21 protein-coding genes are annotated in these 22,418 nt (G+C 61.7%); all 21 read right to left on the reverse strand.

From position 1 onward, the window contains the following. Positions 1-19: 19 nt before the first annotated feature. Entirely contained in the window at positions 20-871 is an 852-nt protein-coding gene (gene urtD / locus ACTJK6_RS13345) for an urea ABC transporter ATP-binding protein UrtD (RefSeq protein WP_009241045.1), read from the reverse strand. Further along, positions 868-2,037, reverse strand: coding sequence for an urea ABC transporter permease subunit UrtC (gene urtC / locus ACTJK6_RS13350; protein ID WP_440839349.1), 1,170 nt, complete (start codon positions 2,035-2,037; stop codon positions 868-870). Before urtC ends, urtD begins: the two co-directional genes overlap by 4 nt. Before the next feature lies 1 nt (position 2,038). After that, positions 2,039-3,670, reverse strand: a complete 1,632-nt coding sequence (gene urtB, locus ACTJK6_RS13355) for an urea ABC transporter permease subunit UrtB (protein ID WP_440839350.1) — start codon at positions 3,668-3,670, stop codon at positions 2,039-2,041. 106 nt (positions 3,671-3,776) lie between these two features. Further along, positions 3,777-5,039: an urea ABC transporter substrate-binding protein gene (gene urtA, locus ACTJK6_RS13360; protein ID WP_232040451.1), complete on the reverse strand. Its 1,263-nt coding sequence runs from the start codon at positions 5,037-5,039 to the stop codon at positions 3,777-3,779. Positions 5,040-5,303: 264 nt separating this feature from the next. Then, complete coding sequence (locus tag ACTJK6_RS13365; RefSeq protein ID WP_232040452.1) at positions 5,304-5,783, reverse strand: MaoC family dehydratase; 480 nt, start codon at positions 5,781-5,783, stop codon at positions 5,304-5,306. 37 nt (positions 5,784-5,820) lie between these two features. Then, the gene (locus tag ACTJK6_RS13370; protein WP_232040453.1) at positions 5,821-6,306 is read right to left on the reverse strand and encodes a MaoC family dehydratase; all 486 of its coding nucleotides are present in this window, start codon (positions 6,304-6,306) and stop codon (positions 5,821-5,823) included. Between the two features lie 56 nt (positions 6,307-6,362). After that, positions 6,363-7,493 carry an acyl-CoA dehydrogenase family protein gene (locus ACTJK6_RS13375; RefSeq protein ID WP_440839351.1) on the reverse strand — a complete coding sequence of 377 codons (1,131 nt, stop codon included), beginning with the start codon at positions 7,491-7,493 and terminating at the stop codon, positions 6,363-6,365. 35 nt (positions 7,494-7,528) lie between these two features. Beyond that, on the reverse strand, positions 7,529-8,725 hold the full coding sequence (locus tag ACTJK6_RS13380) for an acyl-CoA dehydrogenase family protein (protein ID WP_232040455.1): 1,197 nt from the start codon (positions 8,723-8,725) through the stop codon (positions 7,529-7,531). A gap of 83 nt (positions 8,726-8,808) precedes the next feature. Continuing rightward, positions 8,809-9,270 carry a DUF1178 family protein gene (locus tag ACTJK6_RS13385; protein WP_414560805.1) on the reverse strand — a complete coding sequence of 154 codons (462 nt, stop codon included), beginning with the start codon at positions 9,268-9,270 and terminating at the stop codon, positions 8,809-8,811. Between the two features lie 137 nt (positions 9,271-9,407). Further along, entirely contained in the window at positions 9,408-10,019 is a 612-nt protein-coding gene (locus ACTJK6_RS13390) for an NUDIX domain-containing protein (RefSeq protein WP_232040457.1), read from the reverse strand. A gap of 44 nt (positions 10,020-10,063) precedes the next feature. Next, positions 10,064-10,378 (reverse strand): DUF2818 family protein, encoded by a 315-nt coding sequence (locus ACTJK6_RS13395; RefSeq protein WP_232040458.1) that lies wholly within the window; start codon positions 10,376-10,378, stop codon positions 10,064-10,066. A 13-nt stretch (positions 10,379-10,391) separates the two neighbouring features. After that, positions 10,392-11,867, reverse strand: a complete 1,476-nt coding sequence (gene nuoN, locus ACTJK6_RS13400; RefSeq protein WP_440839352.1) for an NADH-quinone oxidoreductase subunit NuoN — start codon at positions 11,865-11,867, stop codon at positions 10,392-10,394. Between the two features lie 16 nt (positions 11,868-11,883). Continuing rightward, positions 11,884-13,350, reverse strand: a complete 1,467-nt coding sequence (locus ACTJK6_RS13405) for an NADH-quinone oxidoreductase subunit M (RefSeq protein WP_024975298.1) — start codon at positions 13,348-13,350, stop codon at positions 11,884-11,886. Positions 13,351-13,362: 12 nt separating this feature from the next. Next, positions 13,363-15,423: an NADH-quinone oxidoreductase subunit L gene (gene nuoL, locus ACTJK6_RS13410; RefSeq protein ID WP_316879012.1), complete on the reverse strand. Its 2,061-nt coding sequence runs from the start codon at positions 15,421-15,423 to the stop codon at positions 13,363-13,365. A gap of 29 nt (positions 15,424-15,452) precedes the next feature. Continuing rightward, entirely contained in the window at positions 15,453-15,764 is a 312-nt protein-coding gene (gene nuoK, locus ACTJK6_RS13415; RefSeq protein ID WP_004630788.1) for an NADH-quinone oxidoreductase subunit NuoK, read from the reverse strand. Between the two features lie 17 nt (positions 15,765-15,781). After that, a complete protein-coding gene (locus ACTJK6_RS13420; protein WP_024975296.1) occupies positions 15,782-16,414 on the reverse strand; it encodes an NADH-quinone oxidoreductase subunit J in 633 nt (210 codons plus the stop codon). A 146-nt stretch (positions 16,415-16,560) separates the two neighbouring features. Further along, positions 16,561-17,052 carry an NADH-quinone oxidoreductase subunit NuoI gene (gene nuoI / locus ACTJK6_RS13425; protein ID WP_003261939.1) on the reverse strand — a complete coding sequence of 164 codons (492 nt, stop codon included), beginning with the start codon at positions 17,050-17,052 and terminating at the stop codon, positions 16,561-16,563. A 20-nt stretch (positions 17,053-17,072) separates the two neighbouring features. Next, on the reverse strand, positions 17,073-18,137 hold the full coding sequence (gene nuoH / locus ACTJK6_RS13430) for an NADH-quinone oxidoreductase subunit NuoH (protein WP_440839353.1): 1,065 nt from the start codon (positions 18,135-18,137) through the stop codon (positions 17,073-17,075). Between the two features lie 8 nt (positions 18,138-18,145). Continuing rightward, complete coding sequence (nuoG, locus tag ACTJK6_RS13435) at positions 18,146-20,497, reverse strand: NADH-quinone oxidoreductase subunit NuoG (protein WP_440839354.1); 2,352 nt, start codon at positions 20,495-20,497, stop codon at positions 18,146-18,148. Positions 20,498-20,509: 12 nt separating this feature from the next. After that, positions 20,510-21,805 (reverse strand): NADH-quinone oxidoreductase subunit NuoF, encoded by a 1,296-nt coding sequence (gene nuoF / locus ACTJK6_RS13440; RefSeq protein ID WP_004630799.1) that lies wholly within the window; start codon positions 21,803-21,805, stop codon positions 20,510-20,512. Then, complete coding sequence (gene nuoE / locus ACTJK6_RS13445; RefSeq protein WP_045206189.1) at positions 21,806-22,309, reverse strand: NADH-quinone oxidoreductase subunit NuoE; 504 nt, start codon at positions 22,307-22,309, stop codon at positions 21,806-21,808. Positions 22,310-22,418: the final 109 nt, after the last annotated feature.

The raw sequence follows: 22,418 nt of genomic DNA on the forward strand, positions 1-22,418 counted from the left end.
CTTTTGCCTTGAGGAAGCTCTAGCGCCCCAGATAGGATTCGATCACCCGCTCATCGCGCTTGACGGCGTCGAGGGTGCCTTCGGCCAGGACGCTGCCTTCGGCCAGCACGGTCACGCGCCCTTCCGCCCCCGCCAGCGCGGCGACGAACTCCATATCGTGCTCCACGACCATGATCGAACACGTGCCGCGCAGGCCGTTGAGCAACGTTGCGAGCTGCATCGTCTCTTCATCCGTCATGCCGGCAACAGGCTCATCGAGCAGCAGCAGTTGCGGCTGTTGCATCAAGAGCATGCCGATCTCCAGGCGCTGTTTCTGCCCGTGCGAGAGCAGCCCAGCGGGCCGATAGGCTTCCGCTTCCAGGTGGATGCGGCCGAGCGTTTCTTCGATGCGCTGGCGGCCGTCGTTGAGCAGACGCGCGCGCAGCGAGACCCACCAGCGCTTGTCGGCCTTCATCGCCAGTTCCAGGTTCTCCCAGACGGTGTGCTGCTCGAACACGGTCGGTTTCTGGAACTTGCGGCCGATGCCGATCTGCGCGATGCGCGGTTCGGTCAGGCGCAGCAGGTCGATGGTCTGGCCAAGGAAGACGCGGCCCGTCACGTCGGCATTGCGCGGCCCGGTCTTGCCGGTAATCACGTCCATCATCGTGGTCTTGCCCGCGCCGTTGGGGCCGATGATGCAACGCAGCTCGCCGTGGTCGATCGACAGCGTGAGCGCGTTCAGCGCGCGAAAGCCGCCGAAGCGCACGGTCACGTCTTCGAGGTACAGGATGGCGCCGTGCGAGACGTCGATGGTGTCCGGCTCGACCAGGTGGCCCATGCCGGTGGCGGTGCCAGTCTCCGCGCGGTCGGGAAGTTCGGTGAACGTGCTCATGCGTGGTCTCCGGTGACGGTCGCGGCTTCAGGCGACTTGGCTTGCGTGGGCGTGCGCCGCTTCATCCGCAGCTGGCCCATCAGCCCCAGCACGCCGTTCGGCAGATACAGCGTCACCAGCACGAAGATCGCACCGAGCACGAACAGCCAGTATTCCGGCACCCATGCGGTGAGCAACGTCTTGGCCCCGTTGACGAGGAAGGCGCCGATGATCGGGCCGATCAACGTGCCGCGCCCGCCAACGGCCACCCACACGGCCATCTCGATGGAGTTGCCCGGCGACATCTCGCCCGGGTTGATGATGCCGACCTGCGGCACGTAGAGCGCCCCGGCAATACCGCACAGCACGGCCGAGAACGTCCAGACGAACAGCTTGTAGCCGAGCGGGTTGTAGCCGGAGAACATCACGCGCGCTTCGGCATCGCGAATGGCAGTGACCACGCGGCCGAACTTGGACGTGACGATGGCGCGGCACGCGATGAACGCCAGCACCAGCGCCACGAACGTCGCCACGAACAGCACGGTGCGCGTGGGCAACGCCGAGATCGGGAAGCCGAGGATGCGCTTGAAATCGGTAAAGCCGTTGTTGCCGCCAAAGCCCGTCTCGTTGCGGAAGAACAGCAGCATGGCCGCATACGTCATCGCCTGCGTAATGATCGACAGGTACACGCCTTTGACGCGTGAGCGGAAGGCGAAGAAGCCAAACAGCCACGCCAGCACACCGGGCACCAGAATCACCAGCAGCATGGCCCAGGCAAAGTGCTCGGTGCCGTGCCAGAACCATGGCAGTTCCTTCCAATCGAGGAAGACCATGAAGTCCGGCAGATCGCTCTTGTACACGCCTTCGCGGCCGATGGAGCGCATCAGGTACATGCCCATCCCGTAGCCACCCAATGCGAAGAACAGGCCGTGACCGAGGCTCAGGATGCCGCAATAGCCCCACACCAGATCGAGCGCCAGCGCTGCAAGCGCGTAGCACATGATCTTGCCGACGAGCGTGAGCGCATACGCCGACAGATGCAGCGGGCTGCCCTCCGGCACCAGCAGCGCACACACCGGTGCGCCAATGCACACGATGAGCGACACGAGCACCAGCGCAGACCACCCGCGCCGCGACAGCAGCGGCATGCGCGCCGGAATATCGAGAGAGAACTTGGTTGTCGTCATATCAGGCCTCGGCGCTGCGGCCTTTGAGGGCGAACAGGCCCTGCGGACGCTTCTGGATGAACAGCACGATCAGCACCAGCACAATGATCTTCGCCAGCACCGCGCCATAGAACGGCTCGATGAATTTGTTGATGAGGCCCAGCCCGAACGCACCGATGATCGTGCCGGCCAACTGCCCCACCCCGCCCAGCACCACGGCCATGAAGGAATCGATGATGTAGCTCTGGCCGAGGTCCGGCCCGACGTTGCCGATCTGCGAGAGTGCGCAACCGCCCAGCCCGGCAATGCCCGCGCCGAATGCAAACGCGTAGCTGTCGACCTTCCACGTACGCACGCCAACGCAGGCCGCCATCGTGCGGTTCTGCGTGGTGGCACGCACGAACAGTCCCAGGCGCGTGCGGTTGAGCACCGCCCAGGCAATCGCCACCACGGCCAGCGCAAATAGCAGGATGACGAGCCGGTTATACGGCAGCACAAGGCCCTGCGTCAGGGCAACGCCGCCGCTCATCCAGCTCGGGTTGGCAACCTCCACGTTCTGCGCGCCAAAGATGGAGCGCACCGCCTGCATCAGCAGCAGGCTGATCCCGAAGGTGGCGAGCAGCGTTTCGAGCGGGCGGCCATACAGATGGCGCAGCACCAGCCGCTCCAGCGCAAAGCCGACGACGGCCGCCGCCAGGAATGCGGCAGGCAGCGCTGCGGGCAGATACCAGTCGAACGCGTTCGGAAAGTAGTTGCGGAAGATCGTTTGCACCACGTACGTGGCGTACGCACCGATCATCAGGAACTCGCCGTGTGCCATGTTGATGACGCCGATCAGGCCGTAGGTGATGGCCAGCCCGAGGGCAGCCAGCAGCAGCACGGAGCCCAGGCTCAGTCCGGCAAACAGGTTGCCGATCAGCTCGGATTTGCGTTCCTGCGCGGCAAGACTGTCGAGCGCTTGCTGTGCGGCGGCGCGCAGCTCATTGTCGGCGCCGCTGTCTTTGGCAAGCAACGGGGCGATGCGCTGGCGCGTCTGCGGATTCGTATCGGCTGCGAGCAACTTCAGCGCTTCGAGCTTCTCGGCATGTGTGCCGTCGTCGAGCGCGAGATTGGCCCACAACAGGTGCAGCTTGGTACGCAATTCCGGATCGGTTTCATGCTTGCGTGCCGCGTCGACAATGGGGCGCGACGCCGTCTCGGGATGCGCGAGAAGCGTATCGACGGCCTGCGCGCGCACGGCACGGTCGGGCGATTGCAGCACGAAGCCGCTCGCCGCGCTGTCCACTTGCGCACGCAGGGCATTGTTCAGTGTGAGGGATTGCAGATCGTCGGCCTTGACGGTGACAGGCTGGCCGGTGATCGCGTCCAGGTACTTGTCGCCGTCCTGACGCACCATGCCGGCGGCGGGCGCGAAGAACAGCGCGTCATTCTGCAAGGCTTGCAGGATCGGCCCGGCTTGTTCGGCGGGCGCAGCGGCCAGCGCGTTGAGCGTCTTGACCTTGGCATCGAAGTCGTCTTCGGCCAGGGGCTTGAGATCGGCCTGGGTCAAGGGTTGTCCGGCCGCCCACGCAGATACCGCGGGCATCGCAGTCAGACAGAAGGCGCACAGCAGTGCGGCAAGGGAATGAAACAACCAGCGGGACAAGCGCATCATGGCAATCCGATGCGTGGCGGCCGATGCCGAGATCGGTCCGCCACGTCGTACAGCGTCGTTCAAAGGACCGGCCACGTCAGACACGTGACCCGCCCGCCTGACCACATTACTTGCTTGCAACCATGTCAGGCTTGCCCTCGTTGCCCGGGATGTACGGGCTCCACGGCTTGGCGCGGATCACCGTCGGCGTCTTCCACACGACGTTGAACTGGCCGTCGCCGCGCACCTCGCCAATCATCACGGGCTTGCTCAGGTGATGGTTGTTGTTCATCACCAGCGTGAAGCCCGACGGTGCCTTGAACTGCTGGCCGTACATCGCCTTGCGGACCTTGTCCACGTCGGTCGAGCCAGCCTTCTCGACAGCCTGCTTCCACATCATGATGCCGACGTAGGTGGCTTCCATCGGGTCGTTGGTGACGCGCTTGTCGCCGCCGGGCAGGTTGTTGGCCTTGACCCATGCAGCCCACTTCTTCTTGAAGTCGTCGTTGACGGGGTTCTTGACCGACATGAAGTAGTTCCATGCAGCCAGATGGCCCACCAGCGGCTTGGTGTCGATGCCGCGCAGTTCTTCTTCACCCACCGAGAAGGCCACCACCGGCACGTCCTTGGCCTTCAGGCCCGCGTTGCCGAGTTCCTTGTAGAACGGCACGTTGGAGTCGCCGTTGATGGTCGACACCACGGCCGTCTTGCCGCCCTGCGCAAACTTCTTGATGTTGGCAACGATGGTTTGGTAGTCGGAGTGGCCGAACGGGGTGTAGACCTCTTCGATGTCGCTGTCCTTCACGCCCTTGCTGTGCAGGAACGCGCGCAGGATCTTGTTGGTCGTGCGCGGATACACGTAATCGGTACCGAGCAGGAAGAACCGCTTGGCGCCGCCGCCCTCCTTGCTCATCAGGTATTCCACGGCCGGAATGGCCTGCTGGTTGGGCGCCGCGCCGGTGTAAAAGACGTTCTTCGACATCTCTTCGCCTTCGTATTGCACCGGGTAGAACAGCAGGCCGTTCAGCTCTTCATAGACCGGCAGCACCGACTTGCGCGACACCGACGTCCAGCAGCCGAACGTCACGGCCACCTTGTCCTGCGTCAGCAGCCCGCGCGCCTTCTCGGCAAACAGCGGCCAGTTCGACGCCGGGTCCACCACCACCGGCTCCAGCTTGCGGCCCAGCACGCCACCACTCTTGTTGATCTCGTCGATCGTCATCAGCGCGACGTCTTTCAGCGACGTCTCGGAGATGGCCATCGTGCCCGACAGCGAATGCAGGATGCCGACCTTGATCGGTTCTTTGGCCTGGGCAAACGCGAGGCTCGACACGGACAACAGCGTTGCGGCGGCGACGGCAGACAGCTTCAACAGCTCACGACGTTTCATTGCGGCTCCTTGGGTTTATTGGTGGCGAGAACGACTCCCGGGGCCCAAAAGTGCAACTACCGTGCCATCGCATTTGGCTCGTTCAAAGGGAAATACGCGCCAAAACGGTGCTGAAGCCGCGCCAAGTCAGCGCATTTGTTCGTTGGAATGCGCCCGCTTGGGGCGCGTAAAGACAAGCACAAAACAAGCGGAATGCAAGCGCACGCCAGTGCAAAAAGAAAGGCCGGCATTGCGCCGGCCTGGGGAACATGAGAAAGACGCGACTCAGGAATAGCGGCGAGAGATCGATTCGGCCACGCACACCGGGCGATCCTGCCCTTCGCGTTCGATGGTCACCGCCCAGGTCATCTGGGCGCCCGTCAGCGTGGGGGCATTGGGCAATGGCGGCAGCGCTTCCATTTCCACCAGCTTCACGCGGGCGCGCACACGGCTGCCCACCGGCACGGGTGCGGTGAAGCGGACCTTGTTTAGGCCGTAGTTCACGCCCATCTTCACGTCTGACATCTCGATCGCGTTGGCCATCAGCATGGGCAAAAGCGACAGCGTGAGGAAGCCGTGCGCCACCGGCGCGCCAAACGGCGACTCGCGCTTGGCACGCTCCACATCCACGTGAATCCACTGGTGATCGCCCGTGGCCTCGGCAAAGAGGTTGACCTGCTGCTGCGTGATCTCGGTCCAGTCACTCACGGCAACTTCCTGGCCGATCAAGCCTTTGAGCTCGTCGAGCGATTCGATGATGCGCATCTGCGTTGTCTCCTTGTTGTGATGGAATGGCGAGCGATCAGGCTTGCGGACGGCGACCGAACAGGCCCATGCCCGTGACGGTACAGACGAGTTCGCCGCGCTGGTTGCGAGCCTCCCAGCGGTTGACGGCCACGCCGCGGTCCGGCTTCGACTGCGACGGACGCACTTCCATGCAGGTGCTCGACACCGACAGCGTGTCGCCCGGATACACCGGCTTCATCCAGCGGATTTCATCCACGCCGGGCGAGCCCATGCTGGCCGCCTTGCCGAGAAACCCCGTCACCATCAGCCGCATCATGATCGAGCAGGTCATCCAGCCGCTGGAAATGATGCCGCCGTAGATGCTGTGCTTGGCGGCTTGCGCATCGATGTGGAACGGCTGCGGATCGTACTGCCGCGCGAAGGTCAGGATCTCTTCTTCGGTAACCGTGTAGGTGCCCATCTGCAGCGTGCGGCCGACTTCGAAATCGTCGAAGTAGAACTCGTACGAACGCGCTGTTTCTGCCCTTTCGTTCTCTGCCATCTCGTCTCCTCCAAATGACAACGCCCCGCACGAATGCGGGGCGTTCAGGTTTGCCGTTACGCCGCTTGCTGGAAGCCGGGCAGCGATGCGAAGCGTGCCAGGTGATGGTCCACGTCGCCCAGCGTCGTGTTGATCATTGTCAGCCGCTTGAACATGTGCGCGGCCGGCAATTCGTTCGTCACGCCCATGCCGCCGTGCAGTTGCACGGCCTCCTGACCAACGTCACGCGCTGCCTGGCCGACACGCGCCTTGGCCGCCGACACGTAGCGGCGGCGTGCCTCGACATCGCCATCTTCAAAGTGCGCAGCAGCCAGATAGGTGATCGAACGGGCCTGCTCTGCGTGGATGAACATATCGACCATACGATGCTGCAGTGCCTGGAAGCGCGCGATGGGCACGCCGAACTGCTGGCGGGTCTTGGTGTACTCCAGCGTTGCGGCGTTCAGCGCATCGATCAGGCCGATTGCTTCTGCGCACAGCAGGACACAACCAAGATCGGCCACGGCATCGATGGTTTCCCACGCCTCGCCCGCTGTGCCCAGTAGCGTTGCCGGTGCGTTGTCGAAGCGGATATCCGCAGCACGCAGATTGTCGATCGTGCGGTAGTCCTTGACCGTGACGCCGGCGGCGTTGCGGTCGACCACGAAGAGCGACAGACCCGACGTATCACGTGCTTCGCCGCCCGTGCGTGACGAGACGATCAGCTTGTCAGCCTGTGCGCCGTGCACCACCACCGCTTTCTCGCCCGTGAGCATCCAGCCGTTGCCCTGCTGCGCAGCGCGCGTGGTGACGTTGAAAAGCTCATAGCGCGATTGGGGCTCGCCGAAGGCAATGGCCAGCTTCACGGCGCCGCCAGCGACTTCTTCAAGCAAGGCATCCTGACCGCCAGCGAGCTTGAGCGCCTGCGCGCCCAGCACGGTGGCCTGATACGGCTCTACAACCAGACCGCGGCCGAGTTCCTGCATGACGACCAGCAGGTCCATCGCGCGGCCGTCGAAACCGCCTTGTGCTTCGGGCACGGGCAGTGCAGTCAGGCCCAGTTCGGCCAGCGCATCCCAATGACCTTGCGACACACCTTCCGGCGAGTACACCACCTTGTTGCGCGCCTCAAAACCGTAGTCCTTGTCGATGAAGCGGCGCACTGCATCGGCCAGTTGCTTCTGTTCGTCGGTGAACGAGAAATCCATGTTTGTCTCCGCTATGTGTTCTGTCGCCGTTCTGATCAGACGCCAAGGATCATCTGCGAGATGATGTTGCGCTGGATTTCGTTCGACCCGCCGTAGATCGAGGTCTTGCGATAGTTGAAGTAATAGGGTGCCAGCGGCGCGGCATCGTTGTCGCCCGTGACGGCCTGCGGCACATCGCCCTCGAGGTAGTCCGGGTCGAACGGCTGGGCATACGGCCCCACGGCCTCGACCATCAGTTCGGTCAGCAACTGCTGGATCTGCGTACCCTTGATCTTCAGCAGCGATGCCTCGGGGCCCGGGCCCTTGCCGGCGTTCTCGCTCGACACCACGCGCAGCACCGTCATTTCCAGTGCCAGCAGTTCAATTTCGAGCGAGGCGATCTTGGCGGCGAACATCGGATCTTGCAGCAACGGCTTGCCGTTCTTCTGATGCTGCAACGCGACGCGCTTGAGGAATGCGAGTTCGCGCTTCGAATTGCCCACGCGAGCAATGCCGGTCCGCTCATGACCAAGCAGGTACTTGGCATACGTCCAGCCGCGGTTCTCTTCGCCGATGAGGTTTTCGACCGGCACCTTCACGTTGTCGAAGAACACCTCGTTCACCTCGTGCTCTTCGTCGAGCATGATGATCGGGCGAACGGTAATGCCCGGCGTCTTCATGTCGATCAGCAGGAACGAGATACCCTCCTGCTTCTTGGCCTCCGGGTCCGTGCGGACGAGGCAGAAAATCATGTCGGCGTGCTGGCCGAGCGTCGTCCAGGTCTTCTGGCCATTGACGATGTAATGGTCACCTTCGCGTACCGCGCGCGTCTTGAGCGAGGCGAGGTCGGAGCCAGAGCCCGGCTCCGAATAGCCCTGGCACCACCAGTCGGTACAGTCCAGGATGCGCGGCAAGTAGTAGCGTTTCTGCGCTTCGTTGCCGTACTTCATGATGACTGGCGCGACCATGCTAACGCCGAACGGCAACACGCCGGGCGCACCGACCTGCGCGCACTCTTCGTCCCAGATGTGTTTTTGGATGGGGGTCCAGCCGGTGCCGCCCCATTCGACCGGCCAGTGCGGGACCGACCAGCCCTTGCCCGCCAAAGCCTTGTGCCAGCGTACGAAATCGTCGCGGTTCAGGCGGCGGTGGTTCAACACCTTGTCCTGGATGTCCTTGGGCAGATTGGCTTGCAGCCAGCCGCGGACTTCCTGGCGGAACGCATCATCGGCCGCCGAGTAGTTCAGATCCATGCCTGTCTCCTGTGGTTGGCTCTCCACCGCGGCAAATCGATGGAGAACGTTCTGTCGGACCGGCGCGGACCTGAATCGGGCGACTAGTGCACGGGCTGCTTGAGCGCGTCGGGCACCAGCAGCGGCATCACGTCGATGCCTTCCTCCGCCAGTTCCTGCGCTTCTTCCCGAGATGTCGTCCCGCGAATGCCCCGCTCCGGCGCCTCGTTGTAGTGCATGCGGCGCGCCTCTTCTGCAAACCGCTCGCCGACGTCCTCGGTATTGGCAAGGACATGGCGCACGGCTTTCAGGTAGAGCTGTTGCAGGGTCGCGGGCACACCGCTCTCGCCTTCGGCCGCCTTGCCAGCGCCGCTCTTGTGGGCGGACTCCGGACGAGACGACGATAGATTCAGGCGGGGCGCACTCGGCAAACGCTCAACCTCGTTGTGACCGCAAACTGGGCACGTCAATAGCCCGCGCTCTTGCTGCGATTGCAGATCGGCATCGGAGCCGAACCAGCCTTCGAAGCGGTGGTCATTGGCACAGCGGAGGTCCAGCACTTTCATGATCGGTCCAGCGCATGGGGACGAGTGTATCCCCGATTCGAAAATTTGTGAACGGTCGTGCTAATTTTTTCGCACGACCGTTCGCTATGGTAACAACGACAGGAAAACGGTGTGATCAAGCGACGGCTGTAAGCGCCTCAGACTGCACCCGGCGTCCACGCGCCTGACAGAATCTTCTCAAGCCAGAACGTGCCGATGATGGTCTTCACGTCGGAAATCTTACCTTCGCGCACCCAATCGATCAGTTGGCCGGCCGGCGTGACGAAGGTCTCGAGAAATTCGCCTTCATCTAGCATTGCCGTACCTTGTTTAAGATCGCGTGCGAGATAGATGTCGATGAACTCGGTGGAATAGGAAATGACCGGATGAATGCGCGTGAGGTAGTCCCAGCGCTCGGCCGTGTAGCCGGTTTCCTCGCGCAGTTCGCGCTTGCCGCATGTGAGCGCACCTTCCTCCGGATCGAGCTTGCCTGCCGGGAACTCAATCATCACCTTGCCGACCGGGTAGCGGAACTGACGCTCCATCAATACGGTGCCGTCATCGAACAGCGGGATCATCATCACCGCGCCCGGGTGAATCAGGTATTCGCGGCTCGCATTGCGGCCGTCCGGCAGGCGAACAATGTCGTGCTTGAGCGTAAGAAATTTGCCTTGGTGCATCAACGCAGACGCAACCTGCGTCTCGCGCAGACCGGCGTCGGGGTCCTGCGTCGTCTCAGGAGTGGCGTTCAGCGGGGTGTGATCGGACATGGCGCTCTCTCATGCCGAGACAGCGAGAACCTGCCCGGCGGGAATTAACGGGAATCGCGGGGATGGCGAACCAGGTATTGCCACGTAAAGCCGGGAAACGCGAAAACCAGCATCAAGCAAGCGGTGATCGCGTAAAACTGCCAGCCTTGCGGAAATGCATTGCCCTGGCTCGATTCGATACCAAAGCCGATCAGCCCAACCACAACGTACATGGCAATCAGCTCGGTGCCGCGCAGCCAGAACGGCTTGCGCGGCCAGCGTGCCGGCACCAGTGCCAACACGCGTTGATTGACGAACGGCAGGTTGGCACAGATGAGTGCCAACACGATGACAAACAGACCGCCCGTCGACGTAGTCATGGTGCTCGGCGTCTTACGAAGCCAACGTCAGGCGGATTGCCTGATAGCACACAGCCATCAGGCCGGCCGGGAAGATACCCAGCAACAGCACCAACAAGCCATTGATCGACAGCAACGAGCGCAGGCCCAAGGTGGCCTCCACGGGGGCCTCGTCCGCCGGCGCATCGAAATACATGACCTTGATGACACGCAGGTAGTAGAACGCCCCCACCAGCGAGAACAGCACGGCCACCACGGCTAACCACGGCATTCCGGCATCAACCACCGCCCCCAGGACCGACAGTTTGGCGTAGAAGCCCACCGTCGGCGGCAGGCCCGCCAGCGACATCATGATGAACAGCATCAGCAGCGCAAACCACGGGCTCTTTTTCGACAAGCCCTTGAGGTCGGCAATCTCTTCCGCTTCGTAGCCCTTACGCGCCAACAGCAAGATGATGCCGAAAGCGCCGAGTGCGGTCAGCACGTAGGTGATCGCGTAGAACATCGACGCGCTGTAGGCCTGTGCCGTCAAATCCGGCTTGCCGGAGCTGACGCCTGACACCAAGCCCAGCAGCAGGAAGCCCATGTGCGAGACCGTCGAATAGCCCAGTAGACGCTTGAAGTTGGTCTGAACAACGCCCGTGATATTGCCGATAGCCAGCGACACAACGGCCAGCACGATCAGCATGTTCTGCCAGTCGAACGCCAGCGGCAGCAAGCCTTCCACCAGAATGCGCAGCGTCATCGCGAACGCAGCCACCTTCGGTGCGCCGGCGATCAGGAGCGTCACGGCCGTCGGCGAGCCTTGGTACACGTCCGGCACCCACATGTGGAACGGCGCCACGCCCAGCTTGAAACCCAGACCGGCAACGATGAACACCACGCCGAACACGAGGATCGTCTTGTTGATCTCGCCGTTCTTGATGGCGTCAAACACCTTGCCCAGCTCCAGCGAGCCGGTTGCTCCGTACAGCATCGACATCCCGTAGAGCAGCAGGCCCGATGCCAGCGCGCCCAGGATGAAGTACTTCATGGCTGATTCGGACGATACGTTCGAACGGCGACGCAGCGCCACCAGCGTGTACGACGCCAGCGACAGCAATTCCAGGCCCAGATAAAGCACAAGGAAGTTGTTGCCGGTGATCATCACTACCTGCCCACCCAGCGTGAACAGGGCGAACATGTAGAACTCGCCCGCATACATGTCGCGGTCGGCAAGATAGCGGCGCGTGTAGACGAGCGTGGCAAACAGCGTAAGCGCGCAGAACGACGCCAGCACGTTGGCCATCGGGTCGATCACGGCCATATTGCCGAAGACGTAGTGCGTCTCGCCGTTCGCGGCGTTCAGCCCGAACCACACGGCCAGCACCAGCGTGATCACCAACGAAACCGGATACGCCACGCTGCTTCGTTTCTGGCCGCGCGCCAGGTCAATCCAGTTGACTGCACCAATGCCCAGCGCGAGAAAAACGATTGGGGCAACAGCCGCAATAGAGGAGGACGATTGCATAGTTTCTTCTCGCTGCTTACAGCTTCGACTGAGCCACGTGGGTCAGCAGGTTGACCACGGACGCATGCATGACATCGGTGAAGGGTTTCGGATACAGACCCATGTACAGAGTGGCGATCGCCAGCACGCCCAGCATGAAGAACTCGCGGCAGTTCAGGTCCTTCAATTCGGCCACGTGCTTGTGGGTCACATCACCGAAGATCACGCGCTTGACCATCCACAGCGAATACGCTGCACCAAAAATCAGTGCCGTGGCGGCCAGCAGACCAATCCAGAAATTGAATTTGACCGAACCCAGGATCACCATGAATTCGCCAACGAAACCCGAGGTTGCCGGGAGGCCGCAGTTGGCCATCGCAAAGAACACCGACAGCGCCGCGAACTTCGGCATCGTGTTCACCACACCGCCGTAATCGGCGATCTGACGTGAGTGCACCCGGTCGTACAGCACGCCGATGCACAGGAACATTGCACCTGAGATGAAGCCGTGCGAGATCATCTGGACGATACCGCCCTCCACACCGATCTCGTTGAAGATGAAGAAGCCCAGCGTGACGAAGCCCATGTGGGCGATCGACGAATAAGCGACCAGCTTCTTCATGTCGGCTTGCACCAGCGCGACCAGGCCGATGTAGATCACAGCAACCAGCGAGATCGCAATGATGAATGCGGACAGGCTATGGCTGGCATCCGGCGCGATCGGCAGCGAGAACCGCAAGAAACCGTAGGCGCCCAGCTTCAGCATGATGGCCGCCAGCACCACGGAACCACCAGTCGGCGCCTCCACGTGGGCATCCGGCAGCCAAGTGTGCACCGGCCACATCGGCACCTTCACGGCAAAGGCCATGAAGAACGCGAGGAAGATCAGGATCTGCTCGTTCATCGACAGCTTGACCTGATGCCACTGCAGAATTTCGAACGTGCCGCTGTGGAAGTACAGATACAGCAGCGCGACCAGCGTCAGCAACGAGCCCAGCAACGTGTACAGGAAGAACTTGAATGCCGCATAGACGCGGTTCGGGCCGCCCCACACGCCGATGATGATGTACATCGGGATCAGCGTGGCTTCAAAGAACACGTAGAACAGCAGACCGTCGAGCGACGCAAACACGCCGATCATCAGACCCGACAGGATCAAGAACGCGGCCATGTACTGGGCCACACGCTCGGTGATCACTTCCCAGGCGGCAATGACCACGATGACGGTAATGAATGCAGTCAGCACCACAAACCACATCGAGATGCCGTCGACACCCAGGTAGTAGCTGATGTGGAAGCGCTCGATCCACGACGACTTCTCGACGAACTGCATCGCAGCCGTCGTCTTGTCGAAACGCGTGATCAGCGGCAACGTCATCACGAAGCTGATCAGCGAGCCGATCAGCGACATCCAGCGGACATAACCGGGATTGCGGTCTGAGCCCGAGGCCAGCACCAGCACGCCGAAGAAGATCGGCAGCCAGATCGCAAAAGACAGAACCATTTTTGTAATCCCTTATTTGCCTGCCAGGAACACGAAATACGTCAGCAGCCCAACCGTGCCGATGATCATCGCGAACGCATAGTCATAGATGAAGCCGGACTGGAGCAGGCGCACGACAGTCGCGAACCAGCCCACCAGACGCGCGCTGCCGTTGACGACAACACCGTCGATCACGCCCTGATCGCCGCCCTTCCACAGGCCACGGCCAAACTTGACCGCACCGTTGGCAAAGACGATCTCGTTGATCTTGTCCATGTAGTACTTGTTGTCCAGCAGCTTGTAGACGCCAGAGAAACGCTTGGCAATCGCTGCCGGGATATCCGGGCGCTTCAGGTAGAAGAACCACGACAACACGACGCCCGCCAGCAACAGGATGAACGGTGCCGACGTAAAGCCGTGCAGCGCCATCTCGACCCAGCCGTGGAAGTCTTCAGCCAACACCTTCATTGCCTCGTGGTTGTCAGCATTGAAGATGACTTCCGAGAACACCACACCGTGCTTGAAGAACTCCCCGAACAGCATCGGCTGGATTGCCATTGCACCGATGATGACCGACGGAATCGCCAGCAGGACCAGCGGCACCGTCACCACCCACGGCGACTCGTGCGGCTTTTGGCCCGGGGCCAGACCATGGTGATGATCGTGGTCGCCCTCTTCCTCTTCATGGTGATCGTCGTGATGAGCATGGGCCTTGCCGAAACGCTCTTCACCGTGGAACACCAGGAAGTACATGCGGAACGAGTAGAACGCGGTCACGAACACGCCGGCCAGCACCGCCCAGTAAGCGAAGCCAGCGCCCGGCAGGTGCGATTCGCGCACCGCTTCGATGATCGAGTCCTTCGAATAGAAGCCCGCGAAGAACGGCGTGCCAATCAACGCCAGCGACCCCACCAGCGACGTCAGCCAAGTGATCGGCATGTACTTGCGCAGGCCGCCCATGTTGCGCATGTCCTGATCGTGGTGCATACCGATGATGACGGAGCCCGCGCCGAGGAACAGCAGCGCCTTGAAAAATGCGTGCGTCATCAAGTGGAACACGGCTACTTGATAAGCCGACGCACCCAGCGCGACGGTCATGTAGCCCAGCTGAGACAGCGTGGAGTACGCCACCACACGCTTGATGTCGGTCTGGATGATGCCCAGGAAGCCCATGAACAGCGCGGTGATGGCGCCGATGATCAACACGAACGACAGGGCGGTGTCCGAGAGCTCGAACAGCGGCGACATGCGCGCGACCATGAAGATGCCGGCGGTCACCATGGTGGCCGCGTGAATCAGCGCAGAAATCGGGGTCGGACCTTCCATCGAGTCCGGCAGCCACACGTGCAGCGGGAACTGCGCCGACTTACCCATCGCGCCGATGAACAGGCAGATGCAAGCGACCGTCAACATGTGCCAGTCGGTGCCCGGGAAGCCAATCGTTGCCAGGTTGTCGCGGGCGGCAAACACGTCGGCATAGCTCAGGCTGCCGCTGTACGCCAGCAGAAGGCCAATACCGAGCACGAAGCCGAAGTCGCCCACGCGGTTGACCAGGAACGCCTTCATGTTGGCGTAGATGGCCGTCGGACGCTTGAACCAGAAGCCGATCAGCAGATACGACACCAGACCCACAGCTTCCCAGCCGAAGAACAGCTGCAGGAAGTTGTTGCTCATCACGAGCATCAACATCGAAAACGTGAACAGCGAGATGTACGCGAAGAAACGGTTGTAGCCGTCATCTTCCGCCATGTAGCCGATGGTGTAGATATGCACCATCAACGAGACGAAGGTCACCACGCACATCATCATCGCCGTGAGCGAATCGATGAGGAAGCCGACTTCCATCTTCAGCGAGCCAATCGTCATCCATTCATAGACGGTGCCGTTGTAGCCGGCGCCATTGATGACGTCGGACAGCGTCAGCGCCGACAGAATGAAGGCGATCGCAACACCAAGGATGGTGACGCTGTGGGATGCCGTGCGGCCGATCTTCTCGCCAAAGAACTTGGTGCCGAAAAGCCCGGCGATCGCCGCGCCGGCCAGCGGCGCGAGCGGAATCGCCAGCAGCAGGTTGGGATTGAGCGTGGTAGCCATGGAACGCTTCTTATAGGTGGATGCGGAGGTCAGCCTTTCAGGCTGTCCAGATCGTCGACGTTGATGGTGTCCAGATTACGGAACAGCACCACCAGGATGGCGAGACCGATCGCGGATTCCGCCGCGGCCACCGTCAGGATGAAAAACACGAACACCTGCCCTGCCAGATCGCCCAGGTAATGGGAGAACGCAACGAAGTTCAGGTTGACCGCCAGCAGCATCAATTCGATCGCCATCAGCAGCACGATGACGTTCTTGCGGTTCAGGAAGATGCCGACGATGCTGATGGCAAACAGCACCGCGCCGAGCACGAGGTAATGGGCAAGGGATAGCGAAGACATATGGGTTCTCCCGGGGCTCAGCTCTTGGATTCAGCCGAAGCTGCGCCAGCCGACTTTTCAGACGGCATCGAGACCAGACGCACACGGTCCTTGCGCTTCACGCGGATTTGATCAGACACGTTCTGGGCTTTGGTGTCCTTGCGGCGACGGGCGGTCAAGGCCACGGCCGCGACAATCGCCAGCAGCAGCACTGCGCCAGCGACTTCAAAGGCATAGATGTAATCGGTGTAGATGAGCTTCCCGAGCGCCTGCGTGTTCGGACCGGTAAAGCCTTTCGGCAACTCCTGCACGGGCTGTACGCGCCCCATGAAGGTCTTGGTCAGCACGACGGCCATTTCGAGGATGATGACCACGCCCACGAACGCTGCCATTGGCACGTACGTCCAAAAATCGCGTCGCAAGTGCTCGATGTCGATATCGATCATCATCACCACGAACAGGAACAGCACCATCACTGCCCCAACGTAGACCAGCACCAGCGTGATGGCGAGGAACTCCGCCTTGAGCAGCATCCAGATCGCCGCTGCGGTAAAGAACGAGAGCACGAGGAACAGCGCCGCGTGCACCGGGTTCTTCGCGGTGATGACCTTCAGCGCTGCGAGCACCAGCACGAGCGCGAAACAGTAGAAGATGATCGTCGTGATTTCCATGATCCTGGCACGGGCCGTTTTGCGGCACGCGCTTGTCCAAAGCCGCGATGGCGTACCGCCACCGCAACTGGTTGGCTCTCAAAGAGCCGTTGTCCAACCGGGATGTCAACTGCACCGCCCGCCAACCGCACGGCGGACGTTCTGAATCAGCGGTACTTTGCGTCGGCCGCCTTATTGGCCGCAATTTCCGGCTCGAAGCGATCACCCACGGCCAGCAGCATGTCTTTGGTGAAATACAGGTCGCCGCGCTTTTCACCGTGGTATTCCAGGATGTGCGTCTCGACGATGGCGTCCACCGGGCAAGCCTCTTCGCAGAAGCCGCAGAAAATACACTTGGTCAGGTCGATGTCGTAGCGCGTGGTGCGGCGAGTGCCGTCGTCGCGCTGGTCTGACTCGATCGTGATGGCCAGAGCCGGGCATACGGCCTCGCACAGCTTGCAAGCGATGCAACGCTCCTCGCCGTTCGGATAGCGACGCAGTGCATGCAAACCGCGGAAGCGCGGCGACAGCGGCGTCTTCTCTTCCGGAAAGAGAACAGTGATCTTGCGCGCAAACAGGTAGCGCCCGGTCAGCGCCAGCCCCTTGAAGAGTTCCTTCAGGAGCAGGCTGTTAAAGAATTCCTTGATGGCAAGCAACATGGTGCCTTCCTATTGTCCCGTTACTTCCAGATGTTCCACGGCGACACCAACCAGATGGCGACGACGACAAGCCAGCCCACAGTGAGCGGAATGAAGACCTTCCAGCCCAGACGCATGATCTGGTCATAGCGATAACGCGGGAACGATGCACGCAGCCAGATGAACACCGACAGCAGCAGGAAAACCTTGATGAGCAGCCAGAAGAAGCCCGGAATCCAGTTGAGAACCGGTGCATCAATCGGCGAGGCCCAGCCGCCCAGGAACAGCGTTGCCGTCAGCGCTGAGATCACGATCATGTTGATGTACTCGGCCAGGAAGAACAGCGCGAACGCCATGCCCGAGTATTCGATCATGTGGCCAGCCACGATTTCCGATTCGCCTTCCACCACGTCGAACGGGTGGCGGTTGGTTTCTGCCACACCCGAGATGAAGTAGACGCCAAACATCGGCAGCAGCGGCAACCAGTTCCACGAGAGGATATTGATGCCGTGGCCAGCAAAGAAACCGCGGTTCTGCGAGTTGACGATGTCCGACAGATTCAGGCTGCCCGTCACCATCAGCACCGTCACGAGCGCGAAGCCCATGGCGATTTCGTACGAAATCATCTGCGCCGAGGCACGCATCGCACCCAGGAATGCGTACTTGGAGTTCGAAGCCCAGCCGGCCAGGATCACGCCGTACACGCCCACCGAGCTGATCGCCATCACGTACAGCAGGCCGGCGTTGATGTTCGACACCATGGCTTCGGCCTGGAACGGAATCACCGCCCAGATCGCCACGGCGGGCATCAGCACCATCAGCGGCGCGATGATGTACATGCCGCGGCTGACCGCGCTCGGCACCATGACTTCCTTGAGCAGCAGCTTGAGCACGTCGGCAATCGGCTGCAGCAGACCCATCGGGCCAACGCGGTTCGGGCCCAGACGCACGTGCATCCAGCCGATGAGCTTGCGCTCCCACAAGATCAGGTAGGCCACGCACAGCAGCAGCGGCAGAATGATGCAGACCGCGCGGACCAGCGTCCAGATCAGCGGCCACCACCCACCGAAGGTGGCGGTACCGAAAGAAGTAATCGACTCGATCATGTTGACCCTTACACCGTAGCCGCCAGCGCGGACGATTCAACCTTCTCAACGCTTACCGCGCCGAACATGGCACCCAGTTGTGCCGAAGCCTCGGTGGCGGCGGACACGCGGATCACACCGGAAGCCAGCGACTTGTCCAGCACGGCCGGCAGCACCACACTGCGCTGCCCCTGCGTCACGCGCACGGCGTCACCATCGACAAGGCCGAGTTGCGCATAGAGGTCAGCCGGCAAGCCAGCGCGCATTGCTGCGCGTGCTGCGGCCGTCAGCTGCAGCGAACCAGCGCGGCGTACGATCGGATCGGCGTGATAAATCGGCACATCGGCCAGACGTTCGATGCCGGCAGCGGAGGCAGCGGGAACGGCGGTCTGCGCGATCGTCGTATTCGACAGACGATCGGTGACCGGCTTGGTCAGCACTTCGTCGCGCACCACTTCCGAGCTGTCGTATTCGAAGCCCGACACGTTCAGCAGGTTGCCCAGCACGCGCAGGACCTTCCACGCCGGGCGCGAATCACCCAGGCTGCGCACAACGCCGTTGAAGCTTTGCGGCAGGCCTTCGCAGTTGACGAAGGTGCCCGAAGTTTCCGTGAACGGCGCGGTCGGCAGCAGCACATCGGCGTATTCGAGTGCAGCGCGAGAGGCAAACGGCGCCAACACGATCACCGTGTCAGCCTGATCCAGTGCCGCACGAGCCTGCACGGGATTCGCGCTATCGAATTCAGGTTCGGCGCCCAGGAGCACGTAAGCACGGCGCGGCTGCGCCAGCATAGCGGCGGCATCGAGGCCATTGCCTTGCGGCAGCGCACCAGCAATGTAGCCACCGACGGTGTTGGCCGCTTCCGTCAGGAAGCCCAGCGTCGCACCGGTCTGCTGCGCAACCCACTGAGCCAGCGCATGCAATTGCGAGAATTGCGGATGCGCTACAGCAGCGTTGCCGAGGAACACCGCCTTGCGTTCGCCCGAAGCGAGGCTTGCGGCGATGCGCTTAGCAACGTCACCGACTTCGATGCCATCCGTACCGCCCGGACGTGCAACGTTGTTGGCAGCAGCCACGGCCACCGCCACTTGCGACAGCAGCGACAGCCATTGCGACGGCGCGCCCAACAGTTGCGTGGCGGGCATCAGAAGGTCTTCGCCGCCGGCGCCGATCACATTCAGCTGACCACCCTTCTTGCCTGCCTGCCGCAGGCGCGCGGCCAGCAACGGATGATCCTTGCGCAGGAACGCGCCCACCACCAGCGTGCGCTGCAGCAGCGACACGTCGGCGATCGGCATGCCGAGCCACGGAGCGCCGGTCGGCTTGACCGAGAAATCGGATTGACGCAGACGGAAATCGACGTTGTCGCTGCCAATGCCACGCACCAGCTTTTGCAGCAAGAACAGCTCTTCCAGCGTGCTGTGGGGGCTGGCCAATGCACCGATCTGCTCAGCGCCATGGTCACGCTTGATTTCGTTCAGGCCGTTGGCAACGTATTCCAGTGCCGTGGTCCAGTCGACAGCTTTCCACTGACCGCCTTGCTTGAGCATCGGCTGCGTCAGACGATCGTCGCTGTTCACGCCTTCATAGGCGAAGCGGTCCTTGTCGGACAGCCAGCATTCATTGATGGCTTCGTTGTCCAGCGGCAGAACACGCATCACGCGCTGGTTCTTGGTCTGGACAATCACGTTGGCGCCGAGGCCATCGTGCGGCGACACCGACTTGCGGCGTGCCAGCTCCCACGTACGGGCCGAATAGCGGAACGGCTTGCTGGTCAGCGCGCCAACGGGGCACAGATCGATCATGTTGCCCGACAATTCGGAATCAACAGTCTGACCGACGAACGTCGTGATCTCGGAATGCTCGCCACGATTGAGCATGCCCAGTTCCATCACGCCGGCAATTTCCTGACCGAAGCGGACGCAACGCGTGCAGTGAATGCAGCGCGTCATCTCTTCCATGGAGATCAGCGGGCCCACGTTCTTGTGGAACACCACACGCTTTTCTTCCTGGTAGCGCGATTCCGACTTGCCGTAGCCCACAGCCAAGTCCTGCAACTGGCACTCGCCACCCTGATCGCAGATCGGGCAATCTAACGGGTGGTTGATCAGCAGGAATTCCATCACGGACTTCTGGGCCTTCACCGCCTTCTCGGAGTTGGTGAAGACCTTCATACCCGCGGTGACGGGCGTGGCGCAGGCCGGCAGCGCCTTGGGCGCCTTCTCGACCTCGACCAGGCACATCCGGCAGTTGGCCGCGACCGACAGTTTGCGGTGATAGCAGAAGTGAGGAATGTAGGTGCCCGTCTGGCGAGCAGCCTCCATCACCAGGCTGCCTTCGGCAACCTCAACCTTCTTGCCATCGATTTCGATTTCAACCATGTTCTGCCACGCTTAAATGTAGGTGGGCACCATGCACTGCTTGTGTTCGACGTGATACGCGAACTCATCCCAGTAGTGCTTGAGCATGCCGCGGACCGGCATCGCAGCGGCATCGCCGAGCGCGCAGATGGTCCGGCCCATGATGTTTTCTGCCACGTTGTTCAGCAGGTCCAGGTCTTCCTGGCGGCCCTTGCCGTGCTCGATGCGGTCGACCACGCGATACAGCCAGCCGGTGCCCTCACGGCACGGCGTGCACTGGCCGCACGACTCTTCGAAATAGAAGTACGAAAGGCGCAGCAGCGACTTCACCATGCAGCGCGTTTCGTCCATCACGATCACAGCGCCCGAGCCCAGCATCGAGCCCGCCTTGGCGATCGAGTCGTAGTCCATGTCGGAAGCCATCATCAGGTCGGCCGGCACCACCGGCGCCGACGAGCCACCCGGGATGACCGCCTTGAGTTTCTTGCCGCCGCGCATGCCGCCGGCCAGCTCCAACAGTTTGGAGAACGGCGTGCCGAGCGGAATCTCATAGTTGCCCGGACGCTCCACGTCGCCAGACACCGAGAAGATCTTTGAGCCGCCGTTGTTCGGCTTGCCCATCTTCAGATAATTGTCCGGACCGATGGCCAGCAGGAACGGCACAGCGGCAAAGGTTTCGGTGTTGTTGATGGTGGTCGGCTTGCCGTACAGGCCAAAGCTCGCCGGGAACGGCGGCTTGAAGCGCGGCTGGCCCTTCTTGCCTTCCAGCGACTCGAGCAGCGCGGTCTCTTCGCCGCAGATGTACGCGCCATAGCCATGGTGCGCATGCAGCTGGAAGTTGAAGCCGGAACCCAGAATGTTGTCACCGAGGAAGCCCGCAGCCCGAGCCTCTTCAAGCGCCTGCTCAAAAATCTTGTATTCGTTCCAGATCTCGCCGTGGATGTAGTTGTAGCCCACGGTAATGCCCATCGCGTAGCCGCCGATGGCCATGCCTTCGATCAGCGCGTGCGGGTTGTAACGGATGATGTCGCGATCTTTGAACGTACCCGGTTCGCCTTCGTCCGTGTTGCAGACCAGATACTTCTGGCCCGGAAACTGGCGCGGCATGAAGCTCCACTTCAAGCCGGTCGGGAAGCCTGCACCGCCACGGCCGCGCAGGCCTGACGCTTTCACGTCAGCAATGACCTGTTCGGGGGTGATCTTCTCGGTGAGGATGCGCTTGAGCTGTTGATAGCCGCCGCGCTTGACGTAATCTTCGAGGTGCCAGTTGTCGCCGTTCAAGCCGGCGAGAATCAACGGCTGGATATGTCGATCGTGCAGAGAGGTCATTTACTTGCCTGCTCCGGTGGTCGGCGCCTTCGACTGGAGGTCAGCGATCAGCGCGTCGAGCTTCTCGTTGCTCATGAAGCTGCACATGTGGGTGTTGTTGACGATCATGACCGGCGCATCACCGCACGCGCCCATGCACTCGCCTTCTTTCAGCGTGAAGTTGCCGTCGGCCGTGGTTTCGTTGAAACCGATGCCGAGCTTCTTTTTCAGGTAATCGGCCGCGCGCTCGCCACCCGACAACGCGCACGGCAAGTTCGTGCACACCGACAGCTTGAAGCGGCCCACCGGCTTGGTGTCGTACATGTTGTAGAACGTCGCCACTTCCTCGACCCACACCGGCGGCATTTCGAGGTACTCGGCCACGAACTGCATGACTTCGGGCGAGACCCAGCCTTTCTCGCTCTGCGCGACCGCCAGCGCCGCCATCACGGCGGACTGCTTCTGGTCGGCGGGATATTTTGCGACCGCCCGGTCGATTTCCTTGAGAGCTTCTGCTGATAGCATGTTCGTTGCGATTGGTGCGGGACGCGGGGCGTGCTACCTAGCAGCCATACCCCGGCGTGCGTCCTCGTTTCACAGCCGCGCTTGCCTGCGCGTCAAACCGTCGTTTCTT

The organism is Ralstonia sp. 22086, assembly GCF_052045975.1.
Taxonomy (GTDB): domain Bacteria; phylum Pseudomonadota; class Gammaproteobacteria; order Burkholderiales; family Burkholderiaceae; genus Ralstonia; species Ralstonia wenshanensis.